This is a genomic window from Goodfellowiella coeruleoviolacea (genome assembly GCF_024171785.1).
Classification (GTDB): domain Bacteria; phylum Actinomycetota; class Actinomycetes; order Mycobacteriales; family Pseudonocardiaceae; genus Goodfellowiella; species Goodfellowiella coeruleoviolacea.
Genome location: NZ_JAMTCK010000019.1, coordinates 92,753 through 108,377 on the forward strand (window position 1 = coordinate 92,753; position 15,625 = coordinate 108,377).

The 15,625-nt window shown below is 73.8% G+C and carries 13 protein-coding genes; 9 read left to right on the forward strand and 4 right to left on the reverse strand.

Going from position 1 to position 15,625, the window contains the following annotated elements:
• Positions 1-94: 94 nt before the first annotated feature.
• Positions 95-1,567 (reverse strand): 30S ribosomal protein S12 methylthiotransferase RimO, encoded by a 1,473-nt coding sequence (gene rimO / locus LX83_RS32745; protein ID WP_253778498.1) that lies wholly within the window; start codon positions 1,565-1,567, stop codon positions 95-97.
• Positions 1,568-1,709: 142 nt separating this feature from the next.
• Between rimO and LX83_RS32750 the strand changes: the two genes are divergently transcribed.
• The 5 genes from LX83_RS32750 to LX83_RS32770 all read left to right on the forward strand — a co-directional run bounded on the left by LX83_RS32750 (position 1,710) and on the right by LX83_RS32770 (position 5,526).
• Positions 1,710-2,195 carry an amino-acid N-acetyltransferase gene (locus LX83_RS32750; RefSeq protein ID WP_253778790.1) on the forward strand — a complete coding sequence of 162 codons (486 nt, stop codon included), beginning with the start codon at positions 1,710-1,712 and terminating at the stop codon, positions 2,193-2,195.
• A 267-nt stretch (positions 2,196-2,462) separates the two neighbouring features.
• Entirely contained in the window at positions 2,463-2,903 is a 441-nt protein-coding gene (locus tag LX83_RS32755; protein ID WP_253778500.1) for a phospholipase, read from the forward strand.
• A gap of 248 nt (positions 2,904-3,151) precedes the next feature.
• A complete protein-coding gene (locus LX83_RS32760; protein WP_253778502.1) occupies positions 3,152-3,832 on the forward strand; it encodes a hypothetical protein in 681 nt (226 codons plus the stop codon).
• Between the two features lie 147 nt (positions 3,833-3,979).
• Positions 3,980-4,558 (forward strand): TetR/AcrR family transcriptional regulator, encoded by a 579-nt coding sequence (locus LX83_RS32765; RefSeq protein ID WP_253778504.1) that lies wholly within the window; start codon positions 3,980-3,982, stop codon positions 4,556-4,558.
• An 83-nt stretch (positions 4,559-4,641) separates the two neighbouring features.
• Complete coding sequence (locus LX83_RS32770) at positions 4,642-5,526, forward strand: NAD(P)-dependent oxidoreductase (protein ID WP_253778506.1); 885 nt, start codon at positions 4,642-4,644, stop codon at positions 5,524-5,526.
• Positions 5,527-5,593: 67 nt separating this feature from the next.
• On the opposite strand, the gene LX83_RS32775 is transcribed toward LX83_RS32770, so the two are convergent.
• Positions 5,594-8,302, reverse strand: coding sequence for a DNA translocase FtsK 4TM domain-containing protein (locus tag LX83_RS32775; protein ID WP_407649718.1), 2,709 nt, complete (start codon positions 8,300-8,302; stop codon positions 5,594-5,596).
• 127 nt (positions 8,303-8,429) lie between these two features.
• Between LX83_RS32775 and LX83_RS32780 the strand changes: the two genes are divergently transcribed.
• From LX83_RS32780 to LX83_RS32795, 4 genes are all read left to right on the forward strand, one after another.
• Positions 8,430-9,263, forward strand: coding sequence for a lysophospholipid acyltransferase family protein (locus LX83_RS32780; protein ID WP_253778508.1), 834 nt, complete (start codon positions 8,430-8,432; stop codon positions 9,261-9,263).
• Between the two features lie 60 nt (positions 9,264-9,323).
• Positions 9,324-10,307, forward strand: coding sequence for an EamA family transporter (locus tag LX83_RS32785; protein ID WP_308204100.1), 984 nt, complete (start codon positions 9,324-9,326; stop codon positions 10,305-10,307).
• A 73-nt stretch (positions 10,308-10,380) separates the two neighbouring features.
• Positions 10,381-11,313, forward strand: coding sequence for a LysR family transcriptional regulator (locus tag LX83_RS32790; RefSeq protein WP_253778797.1), 933 nt, complete (start codon positions 10,381-10,383; stop codon positions 11,311-11,313).
• 67 nt (positions 11,314-11,380) lie between these two features.
• Entirely contained in the window at positions 11,381-12,613 is a 1,233-nt protein-coding gene (locus tag LX83_RS32795) for an MFS transporter (protein WP_253778510.1), read from the forward strand.
• A 155-nt stretch (positions 12,614-12,768) separates the two neighbouring features.
• Here the strand turns inward: LX83_RS32795 and LX83_RS32800 are convergent, their stop codons facing one another.
• Positions 12,769-14,481 (reverse strand): ribonuclease J, encoded by a 1,713-nt coding sequence (locus tag LX83_RS32800; RefSeq protein WP_253778513.1) that lies wholly within the window; start codon positions 14,479-14,481, stop codon positions 12,769-12,771.
• Entirely contained in the window at positions 14,478-15,491 is a 1,014-nt protein-coding gene (dapA, locus tag LX83_RS32805) for a 4-hydroxy-tetrahydrodipicolinate synthase (protein ID WP_253778516.1), read from the reverse strand. Before dapA ends, LX83_RS32800 begins: the two co-directional genes overlap by 4 nt.
• Between the last annotated feature and the right edge of the window lie 134 nt (positions 15,492-15,625).

The window sequence follows — 15,625 nt, forward strand, 5'->3', positions numbered from 1 at the left end:
GCCGGGGCGGCGGCGGGCGGGGCAGCGGCGGGCGGCGTCGAACCGGCGTCCGCTCCGGGAACGCCGTCCGCGCCAGCGCCGTCCGCCGCCGAACTCACCGGGTACCGCCAGCCGACACCGCGGCCGGCCGGGCCGGGGCCTCCAGCACCACCTCGACCGGCCGGACCACCAGGTCGACGCCTTCGGCCGCGGTGACCACACCGCGCACCAGGCTGCCGACGGCCAGCCCGTCGGCGTCGGTCAGCACGCACTCGCCGTCCACCTCGGGCGCCTGGTGCGCGGCCCGGCCGACGCAGTCGGTGTCCTCGGTCTCGGCCTGCTCGACGAGCACCACCACCTCCTCGCCGACCCGCTCCTCGGCGCGGTCCGCGGTGAGCTGCTCGACCAGGGCGGAGACCCGGGCCACCCGCTCGGCGATGGTGTCCTCGTCCAGCTTGTCGGCCAGGCCGGCGGCCTCGGTGCCCTCCTCGTCGGAGTACCCGAACACGCCGACCGCGTCCATCCTGGCCTCGGTGAGGAACCGCTCCAGCTCGGCCAGGTCGGCCTCGGTCTCGCCGGGGAAGCCGACGATCACGTTGGTGCGCACCCCGGCCGCCGGCGCCAGCGACCGGATGCGGCCGATCAGCTCCAGGAACGAGTCGGTCGAGCCGAACCGGCGCATCCGGCGCAGCACGGACTCGCTGGAGTGCTGGAAGGACAGGTCGAAGTAGTCGGCCACGCCCGGTGTGGTGGCGATGGCCCGCACCAGGCCGGGCCGGGTCTCGGCCGGCTGCAGGTAGGACACCCGCACCCGGGCGATCCCGGGCACCGCCGCCAGCCTGGGCAGCAGGTGCTGGAGCGCGTCGGCGCCGCCGAGTTCGCGGCCGAGGTCCTTGCCGTAGGAGGTGGAGTTCTCGCTGACCAGGAACAGTTCGCGGACGCCCTGCTCGGCCAGCCAGGCGGCCTCGGCCAGGATCTCGTCGGGGTGCCGGGAGACGAACGCGCCCCGGAAGGACGGGATGGCGCAGAACGAGCAGCGCCGGTCGCAGCCGGAGGCGATCTTCAGCGGCGCCACCGGCGCGCTGTCCAGCCGGGTGCGCAGCACCCGGGGCCCCCAGCCGTGGCCGGGCACGGCCACGTCGGCGGCCGCGGTCGGCCGCTGCACCGGGGTGATCGGCAGCAGGGTGCGCCGGTCCACCGGCGTGTGCGACTCGACGGTGCGGCCGGCGACGATGTCGTCCAGCCGCTCGGCCAGGTCCGGGTAGTGGTCGAAGCCGAGGACCGCGTCCGCCTCCGGCATGCTGGCCGCCAGTTCGCTGCCGTAGCGTTCGGCCATGCAGCCCACGGCGACCACCTTGGCGCCGGTGTCAGCGGCGGCGAGCAGGGTGTCCACCGAGTCCTTCTTGGCCGACTCGACGAACCCGCAGGTGTTCACCACGATGACGTCGGCGTCCTCGGCATCCTGCTCGGCGTCGACGAGTTCCCAGCCGCCGGCGGTGAGCCGACCGGCCAGTTCCTCCGAATCGACTTCGTTCCTCGCGCAGCCGAGAGTCAGCAGCGCGACACGGCGGGACGTGGGAGAAGACACGCTGCCCAGGGTAACCGGCCGGGGGTCGGCGCCCCGCACGCCGGGCCTCGACCGGGTGAGCCGCAGGATAGGTTGACCGGTTGTGACCGATGACCCTGAGGTGACCCCCGAGGTGACCGAGGCCCTGGCCGGCGGCGATCTGGTGGTGCGCCGGGCCCGGGTGAGCGACGTGCGGGCCGTGAAGGCCATTGTCGACCAGTACGCGGGCAAGGTGCTGCTGGCCAAGCCGCTGGTCACGCTGTACGAGGACGTGCAGGAGTTCTGGGTGGCCGAGCTGGCCGGCCGGCTGGTCGGCTGCGGCGCGCTGCACGTGCTGTGGGAGGACCTGGCCGAGATCCGCACGGTCGCGGTGGACCCGGGCGCGGTCGGGCACGGGGTGGGCCACGCCGTGGTGAGCCGGCTGGTCGCGGAGGCCAGGGAACTGGGGCTGGCCCGGATCTTCGTGCTGACCTTCGAGACGGCCTTCTTCGGCCGGCACGGGTTCGTGGAGATCGAGGGCACGCCGGTGTCGCCGGAGGTCTACGAGGAGATCCGCCACTCGGTCGACGAGGGCGTGGCCGAGTTCCTCGACCTGCCCTACGTCAAGCCCAACACGCTGGGCAACACGCGCATGCTGCTGGAGCTGTAGCCGGCGGGCGCGCCGAGCCCGGCCGTCCCCGACCGGGTGGTCCGCGCGCCGGCCGCCGGCCCGCGCCGGGCCGGAGTCGTGCCGGCGGCCCGCGCCGGACTGGTGCCGGGCCAGGCGCTGGCGTGCGCGAACAACCCGGTGGCCGCCCGGGGAACCCCGGCCGGCCACCTCTTGTTCACAATTTTTGCGCCGAACAGCGGTTTAGAAAAAGAATCACCAACCGGTACAACTCTCCTTGGTCATCCCTGTCGACCAAGGAGAAACTCCATGTCAGCGGCAACCCTGCGGCGCGCGTCCCGCAACGTCCTGGCCACCGCGGCCGTGGCCGGCGCCCTGTTCGTCGGCACCGGCACCGCCCAGGCCGCCACCATCGAGCAGATCACCGACGACTACCTGTTCAGCAAGACGCTGTCCCAGTTCGTCACGCTCCGCAGCCAGACCCCCTACCCCGACCAGCTCGACTGGTCCTCGGACGCCTGTTCGATGTCCCCGGACGAGCCGCTGGGCTTCGACTTCACCCCGGCCTGCTGGCGGCACGACTTCGGTTACCGCAACTACAAGAAGCAGAGCCGGTTCACCGAGACCACCCGCAAGAGCATCGACGACAACTTCTACGCGGACCTCAAGGGCATCTGCAAGGGCAACTCGGTCTGCAACGGCACGGCCTACGTCTACTACAAGGCGGTTCGCGAGTTCGGCAACAGCTGAGCCCCTCCGCCCGGCCGGTGCCGGCACCGAGACCGACGCCGGCGCCAGCGCCGAGACCAACGCCGGTGCCAGCACCGAGATCAACGAGGTCGTAGGCTTCTCCGTCAGGCGCGCCCAGCCACCCGGGTGGGCGCGCCTGATCCGTTGACCCTGATCCGCCGACTTCCGCGGTGGCGGCGGGAACAGCACGAGGAGCACTGGGGACCGTGGTACGCGCTCGACCGGACCGGCGGCGTTGGAGTGCGGGTGTGGCCGTGGTGCTGGTGGCCCTGGCGGCCGGTCTGGTGTCCCGGGCGGACACCACCCACCACGCCGTGGCCGACCAGCAGCACGTGGCCGACGGGAGCGCACCGACCACCCCGGCCGGTGCCAGGCCGGCGGACGTGCCCGAGTGCGCGGCCGGCTGCGACACCGCGTTCACCCTCGCCCTGCCGGGCGACGCCGTGCTCGCCGGGCTGCAGACCACGCCCGTGGCCAGTCCGCCCGTGGCGCTGCTCGGCTACTGGGTGGCCGGGAGGCTGCGCGCGTCCACCACGGTCAGCGGCCAGGACGGGCTGCCCTACGAGCAGGTGATCAGCGGGTCCTGCGCCCCGGACGGGGACAGCCAGCGGTGCGTGGTCTCGTTCGCCTTCGCCATGCAGGGGCGCGCCGTGGCGGCGCTGCGGGTGCACCCGGACCACGGCATCACGCCGACGGACACCGTCGAGGGCGAGGCCATCGACCCGGTGCTGGTCGACCTGGACGGCAACGGCCGCGCCGACGCGGTGCTGCGCCGCAGCACCTACGAGCCGGACTTCGCCACCGGCCCGCAGTACTGGGAGACGTGGGTGGAGGCCGACGGCGTGTTCACCCACACCGGCTGCACCGAGCCGGTCGCCGGCGACCAGCCGGTCCCCACCCACCCGGCCACCGGCCCCTGCCGCCCCTGATCACCCTCCGCGCGAGTTGACTGGGCAAACCCCGCGAGTCGACATTTCGCGCAGGGCCATGTGGGTGACCCGGCCGCCCCACCCCGCTCTCCCACGCCCGCCGCGCCGGTTCTTGACCGATCGTTAAACAACTGACAGGCTGTCCGCATGGCCCGCCCGAAGAAGTTCGACCCCGAGCACGTCGTGGACGCGGCGATGGCGGCCTTCTGGGCCAAGGGCTACGCCGCCACCAGCGCCGAGGACCTGGTCGAGCGCACCGGCCTGGGCCGGGGCAGCCTGTACCACGCGTTCACCAGCAAGCGCGCGCTGTTCCAGGAGACCCTGCGCCGCTACGACACGCACTGGACCGCGCGCCGGGTGGAGATCCTGGAGGGGCCGGGCAGCGCCCCGGAGCGCATCCGCGCGCTGCTGATGAGCGTGGTCGAGGAGGAGACGGCCGAGCGGCCGGCGCACCGCGGCTGCCTGGCGGTGAACGCGGCCATCGAGTTGGCCGGCCGCGACCCGGACGCCACCGACCAGGTCAGGCGGGTCTTCCAGCGCGTGGAGGACGCGCTGTGCGCGGCGATCCAGCGGGGGCAGCGGGACGGCGAGATCGCGGCCGACCGGGACGCCCGCGCGCTGGCCCAGTTCACCCTCAACTCGATGTACGGGCTGCGGGTGCTGGGCAAGACAGCGGACCGGCGGACGCTGACCGGCATCGTCGACTCGGTGCTGCGCGCGCTCTGAACACCCCGAGCACCGGGGCGCTTTCCGCCGCCCTGGTTTTGTAATGAACAGTCAATTTGAGGGACGAGAAAGGACCACCCGCCATGACCACGGGAGCACCCGCCAACACGAGGATCGCGGTGCTGGGCACCGGCATCATCGGCGCCGCCCTGACCCGCAACCTGCTCGGCAACGGCTTTGCCGTGCACGCCTGGAACCGCACCCGCGCCAAGGCCGAGGCACTGGCCGAGGCCGGCGCCCGGGTCGCGGCCAGCCCGGCCGAGGCCGTGCGCGACGCGGAGGTGGTCATCACCGCGCTCACCGACGGCCCGAGCGTGCTCGCGGCCATGCGCGCGGCCGCGCCCGGCCTGCGCGCCGGCACGGTGTGGGTGCAGACCAGCACGGTCGGCGACGACATCAGCGACCTGGTCGCCCTCGCCCGCGAGCACCGCCTGTCCTTTGTGGACGCCCCGGTGCAGGGCACCAGGCAGCCGGCCGAGCAGGGGCAGCTGGTGGTGCTGGCCTCCGCCGCGCCCGAGGTGCGGGACACCGTGCGGCCCGTCTTCGACGCGATCGGCAAGCGCACGCTGTGGGTGAGCGAGGACGGCGAGTCGGGCGCGTCCAGCCGGCTCAAGCTGGTCCTGAACACCTGGGTGATCGCGATGACCCACGGCGTCGGCGAGACCCTGGCCCTGGCCAGGGGGCTGGACGTGGACCCGGGGCACGTGCTCGACGTCATCACCGGCGGCCCCATGGACAACGCCTACTTCCAGGGCAAGTCCGCCGCCATCCTCTCCGGCGACTACACCCCCAGCTTCACCGTGGACAACGCGGAGAAGGACGCCCGCCTGGTGCTGGCCGCGGCAGCGCGGGCGAACGTGCGGATGGACCTGGTGCAGGCCGGCCAGCAGCGCTTCCGCCGGGCCGCCGAGCAGGGCCACGGCGACGAGGACATGGCCGCCGGCTACTTCGCCAGCTTCGCCAGCTGACCGTCCACGGTGGACCGTGACCGGACCGCGACCGCGCGGCCCGGTCGCGGGTCCGGGTCCGATCGCGCTAGTCCTCGGTGGCGTCCCCACCCGGGCCGCCGCCGCGGATGGTCCACAGCACCGACTCCAGCTCCTCCGGCTTGACCAGCACGTCCCTGGCCTTGGAGCCCTCGGACGGGCCCACCACGCCCCTGGTCTCCAGCAGGTCCATCAGCCGGCCGGCCTTGGCGAAGCCGACCCGCAGCTTGCGCTGCAGCATCGAGGTGGAGCCGAACTGGCTGGTCACGATCAGCTCGGCGGCCTGGATCAGCAGGTCGAGGTCGTCACCGATGTCCGGGTCGATGTCCTTCTTCTCGCCGGCCTTGGCCGCGGTGACGCCCTCGGTGTACTCGGGCTGGGCCTGGTTCTTGGTGAAGTTGACGATGTCGGCGATCTCCTCGTCGCCGACGAAGGCGCCCTGCACGCGCAGCGGCTTGCCCGCGCCCATCGGCAGGTACAGGCCGTCGCCCATGCCGATCAGCTTCTCCGCGCCGGGCTGGTCCAGGATCACCCGGGAGTCGGTCAGCGAGGACGTGGCGAAGGCCAGCCGGGACGGCACGTTGGTCTTGATCAGCCCGGTCACCACGTCCACGCTGGGCCGCTGGGTGGCCAGCACCAGGTGGATGCCGGCCGCCCTGGCCTTCTGGGTGATCCGCACGATCGCGTCCTCGACGTCGCGCGGCGCGGTCATCATCAGGTCGGCCAGCTCGTCGACGATCGCCAGGATGTAGGGGTAGGGCCGGTAGACCCGCTCGCTGCCGGGCGGCGCGGTGATCTCGCCGGACTTCACCTTGCGGTTGTAGTCGTCGATGTGGCGCACCCGGTTGGCCTGCATGTCCTGGTAGCGCTGCTCCATCTCCTCCACCAGCCAGGCCAGCGCCGCCGCGGCCTTCTTCGGCTGGGTGATGATGGGCGTGATCAGGTGCGGGATGCCCTCGTAGGGCGTCAGCTCGACCATCTTCGGGTCGATCAGGATCATCCTGCACTCGTCCGGGGTGGCCCTGGCCAGCAGCGACACCAGCATGGAGTTGACGAAGCTGGACTTGCCTGAGCCGGTGGAGCCGGCCACCAGCAGGTGCGGCATCTTGGTCAGGTTCGCGGTGACGAAGTGCCCCTCGATGTCCTTGCCCAGGCCGATGACCATCGGGTGGCTGTCGCCCACCGCCTCGGCCGAGCGCAGCACGTCGCCGAGGCGCACCATCTCGCGGTCGCTGTTGGGCACCTCGATGCCCACCGCGGACTTGCCCGGGATCGGGGCGAGCAGCCGCACGTTGTCGGTGGCCACCGCGTAGGCGATGTTCTTGGTCAGCGCGGTGATCTTCTCGACCTTCACGCCCGGCCCGAGTTCCACCTCGTAGCGGGTCACTGTCGGACCCCGGGTGAAGCCGGTGACCTGCGCGTCGATGGAGAACTGCTCCAGCACGCCGGTGATCGCCTCGATCATGGCGTCGTTGGCGCGGCTGCGCGCCTTGGGCGGGTCGCCCTGCTTGAGCACGGTGGGCGGGGGCAGCTGGTAGTCGCCGTCCACCGACCGCGCCACCAGCGGCTGGGTCGGCTTGGCCGGCTTCTCCGCCGGTTCGGTGGCCCGCACCGCGGCGGCCCGGGCGGTCGGCACGGCCCTGGCGGCGGCCGGTGTGGCCGGTACGGCCGGCGCCGGTGCGCCCTGGCCGGCCTTGGTGGGCCGGGCCGGGGCGTCCGGGCCGTCCAGCGGCAGCTCGGGCTGGTCGTCGGTCCGGGCGGCGCTGGCCTGGCGGCGGCGGGAGGGCCGGCGCAGCCGCACGGTCGACGCCGGCTCGTCGGTGTCGGTGTCGGCATCGGTGTCGGTGTCGGTGTCGTCCTCGGCGAACGCCTCGGCCGGCTCGTCCGCGTCCGCCCGGGACCCGCTGCCCAGGGTGCGCAACCGGTCGGGCACCTCGCGCACGGGCGTGCCGGTGAACACCAGCAGCCCGTAGACCACCAGCATGGCCAGCAGCGGCACGGCCACCCACGGGGTCAGGCCCTGGGCGAGGAAGTCACCGGCCAGGAAGCCCACGGCGCCGCCGGCGTGCATGCGCTCGGCGTTGTCCACGGGCAGGCCGGCGAACAGGTGCAGCGCGCCGAGGACGCCCAACACCATGAGCAGGCCGCCGACCGCGAACCGGGGCCGGGCCGCCGGGTTGGGCTCGCGGCGCATCAGCACCACGCCGATGGTGAACAGCACGACGGGCAGGGCCACGGCGGTCGACCCGATGGTGGACCGCACCGCCACCTCGACCCAGCCGCCCACCGGGCCGCCGGCCCGCCACCACACCCCGGCGGCGGTGACCAGGGCCAGGGCGAGCAGCACCAGGCCCACGCCGTCGCGGCGGTGCGCCGGGTCCAGTTCCTTGGTCCGGCCCACGGTTCTGGCCATGCCGCCGACGCCCCTGGCCAGCATCCGCCACACCGAGGCCACGCCCTGGCCGGACGAGCGCGCGGACTTGGCCGGCGTCCGCTTGGCCGGGCCGCGCTTGGCCACCGGCTTACCCGTCCGACCCGACCGGCCAGCGCCGGAGGAGGGTTTCCTGCCGCCGCTCGCGGTCTTGCCGGCGCCGGACTTGCCCGCACTGGACTTGCCCGTGCCGGAGGAACGCCTGGCGCCGGTCGTGGACGCGCCCCCGCGTGCGGCGCCGGCCCGCGACGCGGTTCCGCCCGGTGTGCTCGCCCCGCTCTTGCCGCCCGTCGTACCCTTGCGTGTAGTCCCCGTCCGGCTGGCCATGTCGCTTACCGTAGTCCGGCTGTTGAATGGCCACATCAGTCACACCAGTCACCCGGATCACGGACAGACAACCGAGTGCTGCCGTTCGCTGTCCGACGGACGTCGTCTCATGCCATGCTGCTGCCTCATGGTCGCCTCGAAACCTGATGTCAGCGAGCCGACACGCCGTGCGCGCCCCCGTTCGTCGGCGTCCGCCCTGTGGCAGACGCTGATGACCGTCGACCGGGGGCTCGTCGGGCTCACCGGACGCCTCCGGGTCACCGGCGGCATCCCGGCGGCCCTGCGCGGCCGACCGGTGCTGCTCGCCGCCAACCACATCGGTGTGTTCGACTCGTTCGTGCTGGTCGCCGCCTGCCGGCGGCTGGGCATCGCACCGCGCTTCCTGATCGCGGGCGGCATGATGGACGCGCCCGTGATGGGGCCGGTGCTCAGCGCCTGCGGTCACCTGCGGGTGGACCGGGGCAAGAGCCACGTCACCGAGGCGTTCGGCAACGCCGTGCGGGCGCTGCGCGAGTCCGGGGTGCCGGTGCTGGTGTACCCGGAGGGCCGGATCAGCCACGACCCCGGGCTGTGGCCGGAGCGCGGCAAGACCGGTGTGGCCAGGATGGCGCTGGCCGCGGGCGTGCCGGTGATCCCGATCAGCCAGTGGGGTGCGCACGAGGCCGCCTACTGGGGCTGCGACACGGTGCGCGGCTGGTCGGACTTCACCCCCATCGCCGCGTCCTGGCTGCGGGCCGTGCGCGACCGGCCGACCTTCCAGGTGCGCTTCGGCGCGCCGGTGGACCTGTCCGGGCTGTCCGCCGGCACACCGGGGGACGCGGTGCGCGCGCACCGGCGGATCATGCACGCGATCACCGACGGCCTGGTGCCGTTGCGCCGCGCCGAACCCGACCGGCCGAAGTTCCACGACCCGACCCGCCCCACCGACGGCCACAGCCCGTGGCGGCCGGGGGCGGTCTGATCCGGTGAGCACCGCCTGATCGAGCGCGCTCGACCGGGTGGTGCGGCATACTGGCCGCTCGTGTCCAGGGATGTGTCCACCGACCCGCTGGTGCGCCCGGGGTGGGGAACGGCGCTGATGGTGCTGTCCTCGGTCTGCTTCGGCAGTTCCGGGCTGTTCGCCAGCGCGGTGATGGCCACCGGGTGGTCGGCGCCGCAGGTCACCGCGGTGCGGATCTGGCTGGCCGCCCTGGTGTTGGTGCTGGTCGTGGGCGTCTTCCGGCGGGCGGGCCTGCGGGTGGCGCGGTCGGAGTGGCCACTGCTGGCCGGCTACGCCCTGCTCGGTGTGGTCGGCATCCAGCTGTGCTACTTCCTGGCCGTGTCCCGGCTGCCGGTGGGGATCGCCCTGCTGTTGGAGTACCTGTCCCCCGTGCTGGTGGCGCTGTGGGTGCGGTTCGTCCGGGGCACCCGGCTGCCGGCGGCGGCGTGGCTGGGCACGGCGCTGGCGCTGACCGGGCTGGCCCTGGTCGCGCAGGTGTGGCAGGGCCTGCGGCTGGACCTGCTCGGCCTGCTGGCCGGGCTGGCCGCGGCGGTGTGCTCGGCCGGGTACTTCCTGCTCGGCGAACACGCGGTGAGCACCCGCGACCCGCTGGGCCCGGTCACCCTGGGCATGGCCGGCGGTGCCGTGCTGATGCTGCTGGTCTGCCCGCCGTGGCTGGTGCCAGGCCACACGCTCGGCGCGGCCACCACCTTCGGCGGCTGGCACCCGCCGGTGTGGTCGCTGCTGGTGGCGCTCGCCCTGCTCGGCACGGTCGCCGCCTACCTGATCGGGATGAGCGCGCTGCGCCACCTGCCGCCGTCGGTGGCCAGCGTGCTGGCGCTGATCGAACCGGTGCTCGCCGCGGCGGCGGCCTGGGCGCTGCTCGGGCAGTCGCTCACCGCCGCGCAACTGGTGGGCGGGGTGGTGTTGCTGGCCGGCGCGCTCATCGTGCGGCTGGCCGGCGGTCGCCCCCGCGTCGAGCCGGGCCCGCTGGCCGAGCCGGTCCCCACCACCGGGTCGGCCTGACCGCCACCGGATCCACCGACCGCGGCCCGGAATGCCGCCGCCGCGCGCGGTGCTGACACCTGACGTGAGCACCATGCTGGAACGGCTGGAGCTGGAGTGCTTCCTGACCCTGGCCGAGGAGCTGCACTTCGGGCGCACCGCGGAGCGCCTGCACGTCACGCGGGCCCGGGTGAGCCAGGTCATCCGCGCCCTGGAACGGCGCATCGGCGCGCCACTGTTCGAGCGGACCAGCCGCTCCGTCCGCCTCACCCTGCTGGGCCGGCGGCTGCACGCGGAGCTGGAGCCGGCCTACCACCGCATCCTGCGGGGTGTCGCGAGCGCGCAGGCCGAGGCCCGCAAGGTGGAGGGCGTGCTGTCGGTCGGCTACCTGGGCACCGCGGCCGGGGAGTTCGTGATGGACGTGATCAGGGCGTTCACCCGCGGGCATCCGCGCACGGACGTGCGCATCCACGAGACGCAGATCAAGGACATGGTCGGGCCGCTGCGCACCGGCCAGGTGGATCTGCTGGTCACGCAGCTGCCGGTGCGGGAACCCGACCTGGTGTGCGGCCCGGTGGTGCTGCGCGTGCCGAGGATGCTGGCGGTGCCCGCCAACCACCCGCTGGCCCGACGGGACGCGGTGTCGCTGGAGGATCTGGCCCGCGACCAGGTCTTCGCCTGCTCCGGGGACGTTCCCGAGTACTGGCAGGAGCACCTGGCCCCGTCGCGCACTCCCGGCGGACAGCCGGTCCGGCGTGGCCGGATGGCCGGGACGCTCCAGGAGACCCTCACCCTGGTCGGCGCCGGGCACGGCATCTCCCCGGTGGGCGCCGACGTCTGCCGGTCCTACACCCCGCGCGGGGTGGTCTACGTGCCCTTCGCCGACGCCGAGCCGTTCGAGTACGGCCTGGTCTGGCGCGCCACCGGGGCCACGGCCCGGGTTCGGGCCTTCGCCGAGGTGGCCGTGGAACTCGCCGAGCGCGCGGACGCCGCTTCGGCGGCGTCCACCGTTGACCCGGATCGGTAAGCCTGGCTTACCGACCGGTGCGCGGACCGGGGCTGATCCAACGGGGCCGGGCCGCGAGCCTGGAAGCATGACGCAGGACCTCTCCACCGCACAGCCGTCCGCCCCGACAGCCGACCCCGCCCCACCGGGGGCCGCCGCCTCCGGCCTCGGGCGCACCCCGGCGTTGCTGGCGCTCTCCCTGGGCGCGTTCGCCGTCGGCACGACCGAGGTGGTCATCACGGGGCTGCTCCCCGAGGTGGCCGCCGACCTCAGCGTCTCGCTGCCCACCGCGGGCCTGCTGGTCTCCGGCTACGCGCTGGGCATGGTGGTGGGCGCCCCCGGCCTGGCGGTCCTGGGCGCGCGGGTGCCGCGCAAGCGGATGCTGCTGGCGCTGACGGTGCTGTTCATCGCGGCCAGCCTGGTCAGCGCCGTGGCCCCGGGCTACGGGGTGCTGCTGGCCGGCCGGGTGCTCTCGGCGCTGGCCGGCGGCGCCTACGTCGGCATCGCCGCCGCGGTCGCCGCCGACCTCGTCGCCCCGGAGCGCAAGGCCACCGCGATCGCCACGGTGTTCATGGGGTTGAGCCTGGCCAACGTGCTCGGCGTCCCCGGTGGCACCGCCCTGGGCCAGGCGCTGGGCTGGCGCGCCACGTTCTGGGCGGTGGCGGTGGTCGGCGCCGTGCTGCTGGTGGCGCTCGCCGTGCTGGTGCCGCGGGTGCCGGCCGCCGAGGCGGGCGGACCGCGCCGCGAGCTGGCCGCCTTCCGGCAGGGCCGGGTGTGGCTGGCGCTGGCGGCCACGGCCTTCGGCTGGGCGCCGTTCCTGACCGTCCTGACCTACATCGCCCCGCTGCTCACCGAGGTCACCGGCTTCGCCGCGGCGACGGTGCCGGTGGTCCTCGCGCTCGTCGGCGTCGGCATGGTGATCGGCACCCCGCTGGCGGGACGGCTGGCCGACCGCGCTCTGCGGCCGACGCTGCACGGGGCGCTCGCCGCCCTCGCCGTCATCTCCGCGCTGCTGCTCGCCGCGGTGCACAGCCAGCCCGCCGCGATCGTCGGGTTCTTCCTGTTCGGCCTCATCGGCGCCGCCGTCATCCCCCCGCTGCAGACCCGGGTGCTGACCACGGCCAGGCACGGCGGCAGCCTCGTGTCCGCGGCCAACGTCTCCGCGTTCAACATCGGCAACGCGGGTGGCCCCCTGCTCGCCGCCACCGCCCTGTCCCTGGGCGGCGGCTACACGGCGCCGCTGTGGATCGCCGCCGTGCTCGCGGCGGTCGGCCTGGGCTTCGCCGCCGCGAGCTTCCGCCGAGGCACGCCGACGCGGTGACGCGGTGAACGCGGTGACGCGGAGACACCGCCCAGCACGTCCCGCGGTACCCCAGGTCGGGCGACACCGGTCACGAACCGGCCGGGACCGATCGCGGTCCCGGCCGGCGCACGGCTGACCCGGGCAGCGCGCGGCTGACCCGGGCAGCGCGCGGCTCACACGGGCAGCACGGTGGGCACGATCATCGGGCGGCGCCGGTAGGTGTCGGCCACCCAGCGGCCCACCACCCGGCGCACCGCCTGGGCGATCCGGTGCGTGTCGGTGATGCCCTCGGCCTCGGTGCGGGACAACTCCATCTCCACCAGGGCCACCACGTCGTCCAGCGCCTTGGGGTCGTCGGAGAAGCCGCGGCCGGACACGGTCGGCGGCGCCACCGCGCGGCCGGTGGTGGCCTCCACGGCCACGGTGATCGCGATGAACCCGCCCTCGCCCAGGATCAGCCGGTCGGACAGGGTGGACTCGCCCACGTCACCGACGGACAGGCCGTCCACGTACACGTGGCCCACCTCGACCCGGCCGCTGATCCGGGCGATCCCGTCGACCAGGTCCACGACCACGCCGTCCTCGGCGATCACCACCCGGTCGCGCCGCACCCCGGTGCGCACCGCCAGCTCGGCGTTGGCCCGCAGGTGCCGCCACTCGCCGTGCACCGGCATCACGTTGCTCGGCCGCACCGCGTTGTACAGGAACAGCAGTTCACCCGCTGGCGCGTGCCCGGACACGTGCACCTTGGCGTTGCCCTGGTGCACCACGTTCGCGCCCAGCCGGACCAGGCCGTTGACCACGTTGAACACGGCGTTCTCGTTGCCGGGGATCAGCGAGCTGGCCAGCACCACGGTGTCCCCGGGGTGGATGCGGATCTGCCGGTGCTCGCCGCGCGCCATCCGGGACAGCGCGGACAGCGGCTCGCCCTGCGAGCCGGTGGACACGAACAGCACCTGGTCCTCGGGCAGGGTGCTGGCCAGGTCCAGGTCGACCAGCAGGCCCTCGGGCAGCCGCAGCAGGCCCAGGTCGGCGGCCACGCCCATGTTGCGCACCATGGACCGGCCCACGAACGCCACGCGCCGGCCGTGCGCCGCCGCCACGTCCAGCACCTGCTGCACCCGGTGCACGTGGCTGGCGAAGCAGGCCACGATCACCCGGTGGGTGGCCTTGCCGATCACCCCGTCGAGCACCGGCCCGATGTCGCGCTCGGGCATGACGAACCCGGGCACCTCGGCGTTGGTGGAGTCGACCAGGAACAGGTCGACGCCCTCGTCGCCGAGCCGGGAGAACCCGGCCAGGTCGGTGAGCCGGCCGTCCAGCGGCAGCTGGTCCAGCTTGATGTCACCGGTGTGCAGGACCAGGCCGGCGGCGGTGCGGATGGCCACCGCCAGCGCGTCCGGGATGGAGTGGTTGACCGCGAAGAACTCCAGCTCGAACGGGCCGTGCGTGCTGCGCTGCCCCTCGGCGACCTCGACCAGCACCGGGTTCTGCCGGTGTTCCCGGCACTTGGCGGCCAGCAGCGCGAGGGTGAACTTCGAGCCCACCACCGGCAGGTCGGGCCGCTGCTTGAGCAGGAACGGCACCGCGCCGATGTGGTCCTCGTGGCCGTGGGTGAGCACCAGGGCCTCGATGTCGTCCAGCCGGTCCTCGATCGGCCGGAAGTCCGGCAGGATCAGGTCCACGCCCGGCTGGTTGTCCTCGGGGAACAGCACCCCGCAGTCCACGATGAGCAGCCGGCCGGCGTGCTCGAACACGGTCATGTTGCGGCCGACCTCGCCGATGCCGCCGAGCGCGACCACCCGCAGGCCGCCGTCGGCCAGTGGCGGCGGGGCCGCGCCGGGGCCGGGACCGAGTGCCGGGCTCTCCCGCTGGACCCCGTTCATCGCGGCACCGTCCCGGTGCTGGTGTGGGTGGTGGGGACCACGTAGGCGGCGGCCGCGTCCGTGCTGACCACCCGGGCCGAGGCCACGTCGGAGGCGGGCGCGTCGCTCAGCGGCACCCCGGCCTCGGCGAGGTCGGCGGCGATGGCGCTGACCTGGTCGGCGGTGGCCGGTGGCAGCGGCAGGCGGGGGTCGCCGATGTCGGTGCCGCGCAGCCGCAGCGCGGTCTTGGCGAACACCACCCCGCCGACCCGGCTGAACGCCCGCAGGATCGGCAGCATGCCCAGGTGCAGCGACCGGGCCGTGGCCACCTCGCCGTTCTCGTGGGCGTCCAGCATGGCGCGCAGCCGGCCGGCGGCCACGTGACCGATCACGCTGGCGTACCCGACCGCGCCCACCGACAGCCAGGGCAGGTTCAGCCCGTCATCGCCGGAGTAGTAGGCCAGGTCGGTGCTGGCGATGACCTGGGAACCGGCCAGCAGGTCGCCCTTGGCGTCCTTGACCGCCTGGATGCGCGGGTGCTCGGCGAGCCGGCGCAGCGTGTCCACCTCGATGGGCACCACCGAGCGCGGCGGGATGTCGTAGAGCATCACCGGCAGGTCGGTGGCGTCGGCCACGGTGGTGAAGTGGGCGAGCAGCCCGGCCTGCGGCGGCCGGGAGTAGTACGGGGTGACCACCAGCAGGCCGTGCGCGCCGGCCCGCTGCATGGACCGGGCCAACGCCACGCTGTGCGCGGTGTCGTAGGTGCCGGCGCCGGCGACCACGGTGGCCCGGTCACCGACCGCCGCCACCACCGCGCGCACCAGGTCGGTCTTTTCCTCGTCGCTGGTGGTGGGGCTCTCCCCGGTGGTGCCGTTGACCACCAGCCCGTCGTTCCCCAGCTCCACGAGCTGTGTCGCCAGCCGCTGCGCTGTGTCCAGGTCCAGTCGGCCGTCCTTGTCGAACGGGGTGGCCATGGCGGTGAGCACGCGGCCGAATGGCCGGCCGGGTGAAGCAGTTGGGCATCCGGTCATATTGGTGACGCTACCTCGTGGTGGTGGTTGACTCCGTGCTGAAGGACCCATTGTCCGACGTGAACGCCCACGACCGACGTCCGGGTGCGGCCAGGACCGCCCGCCCCGACCGCGGGCCGACCACCCGGGGCGTC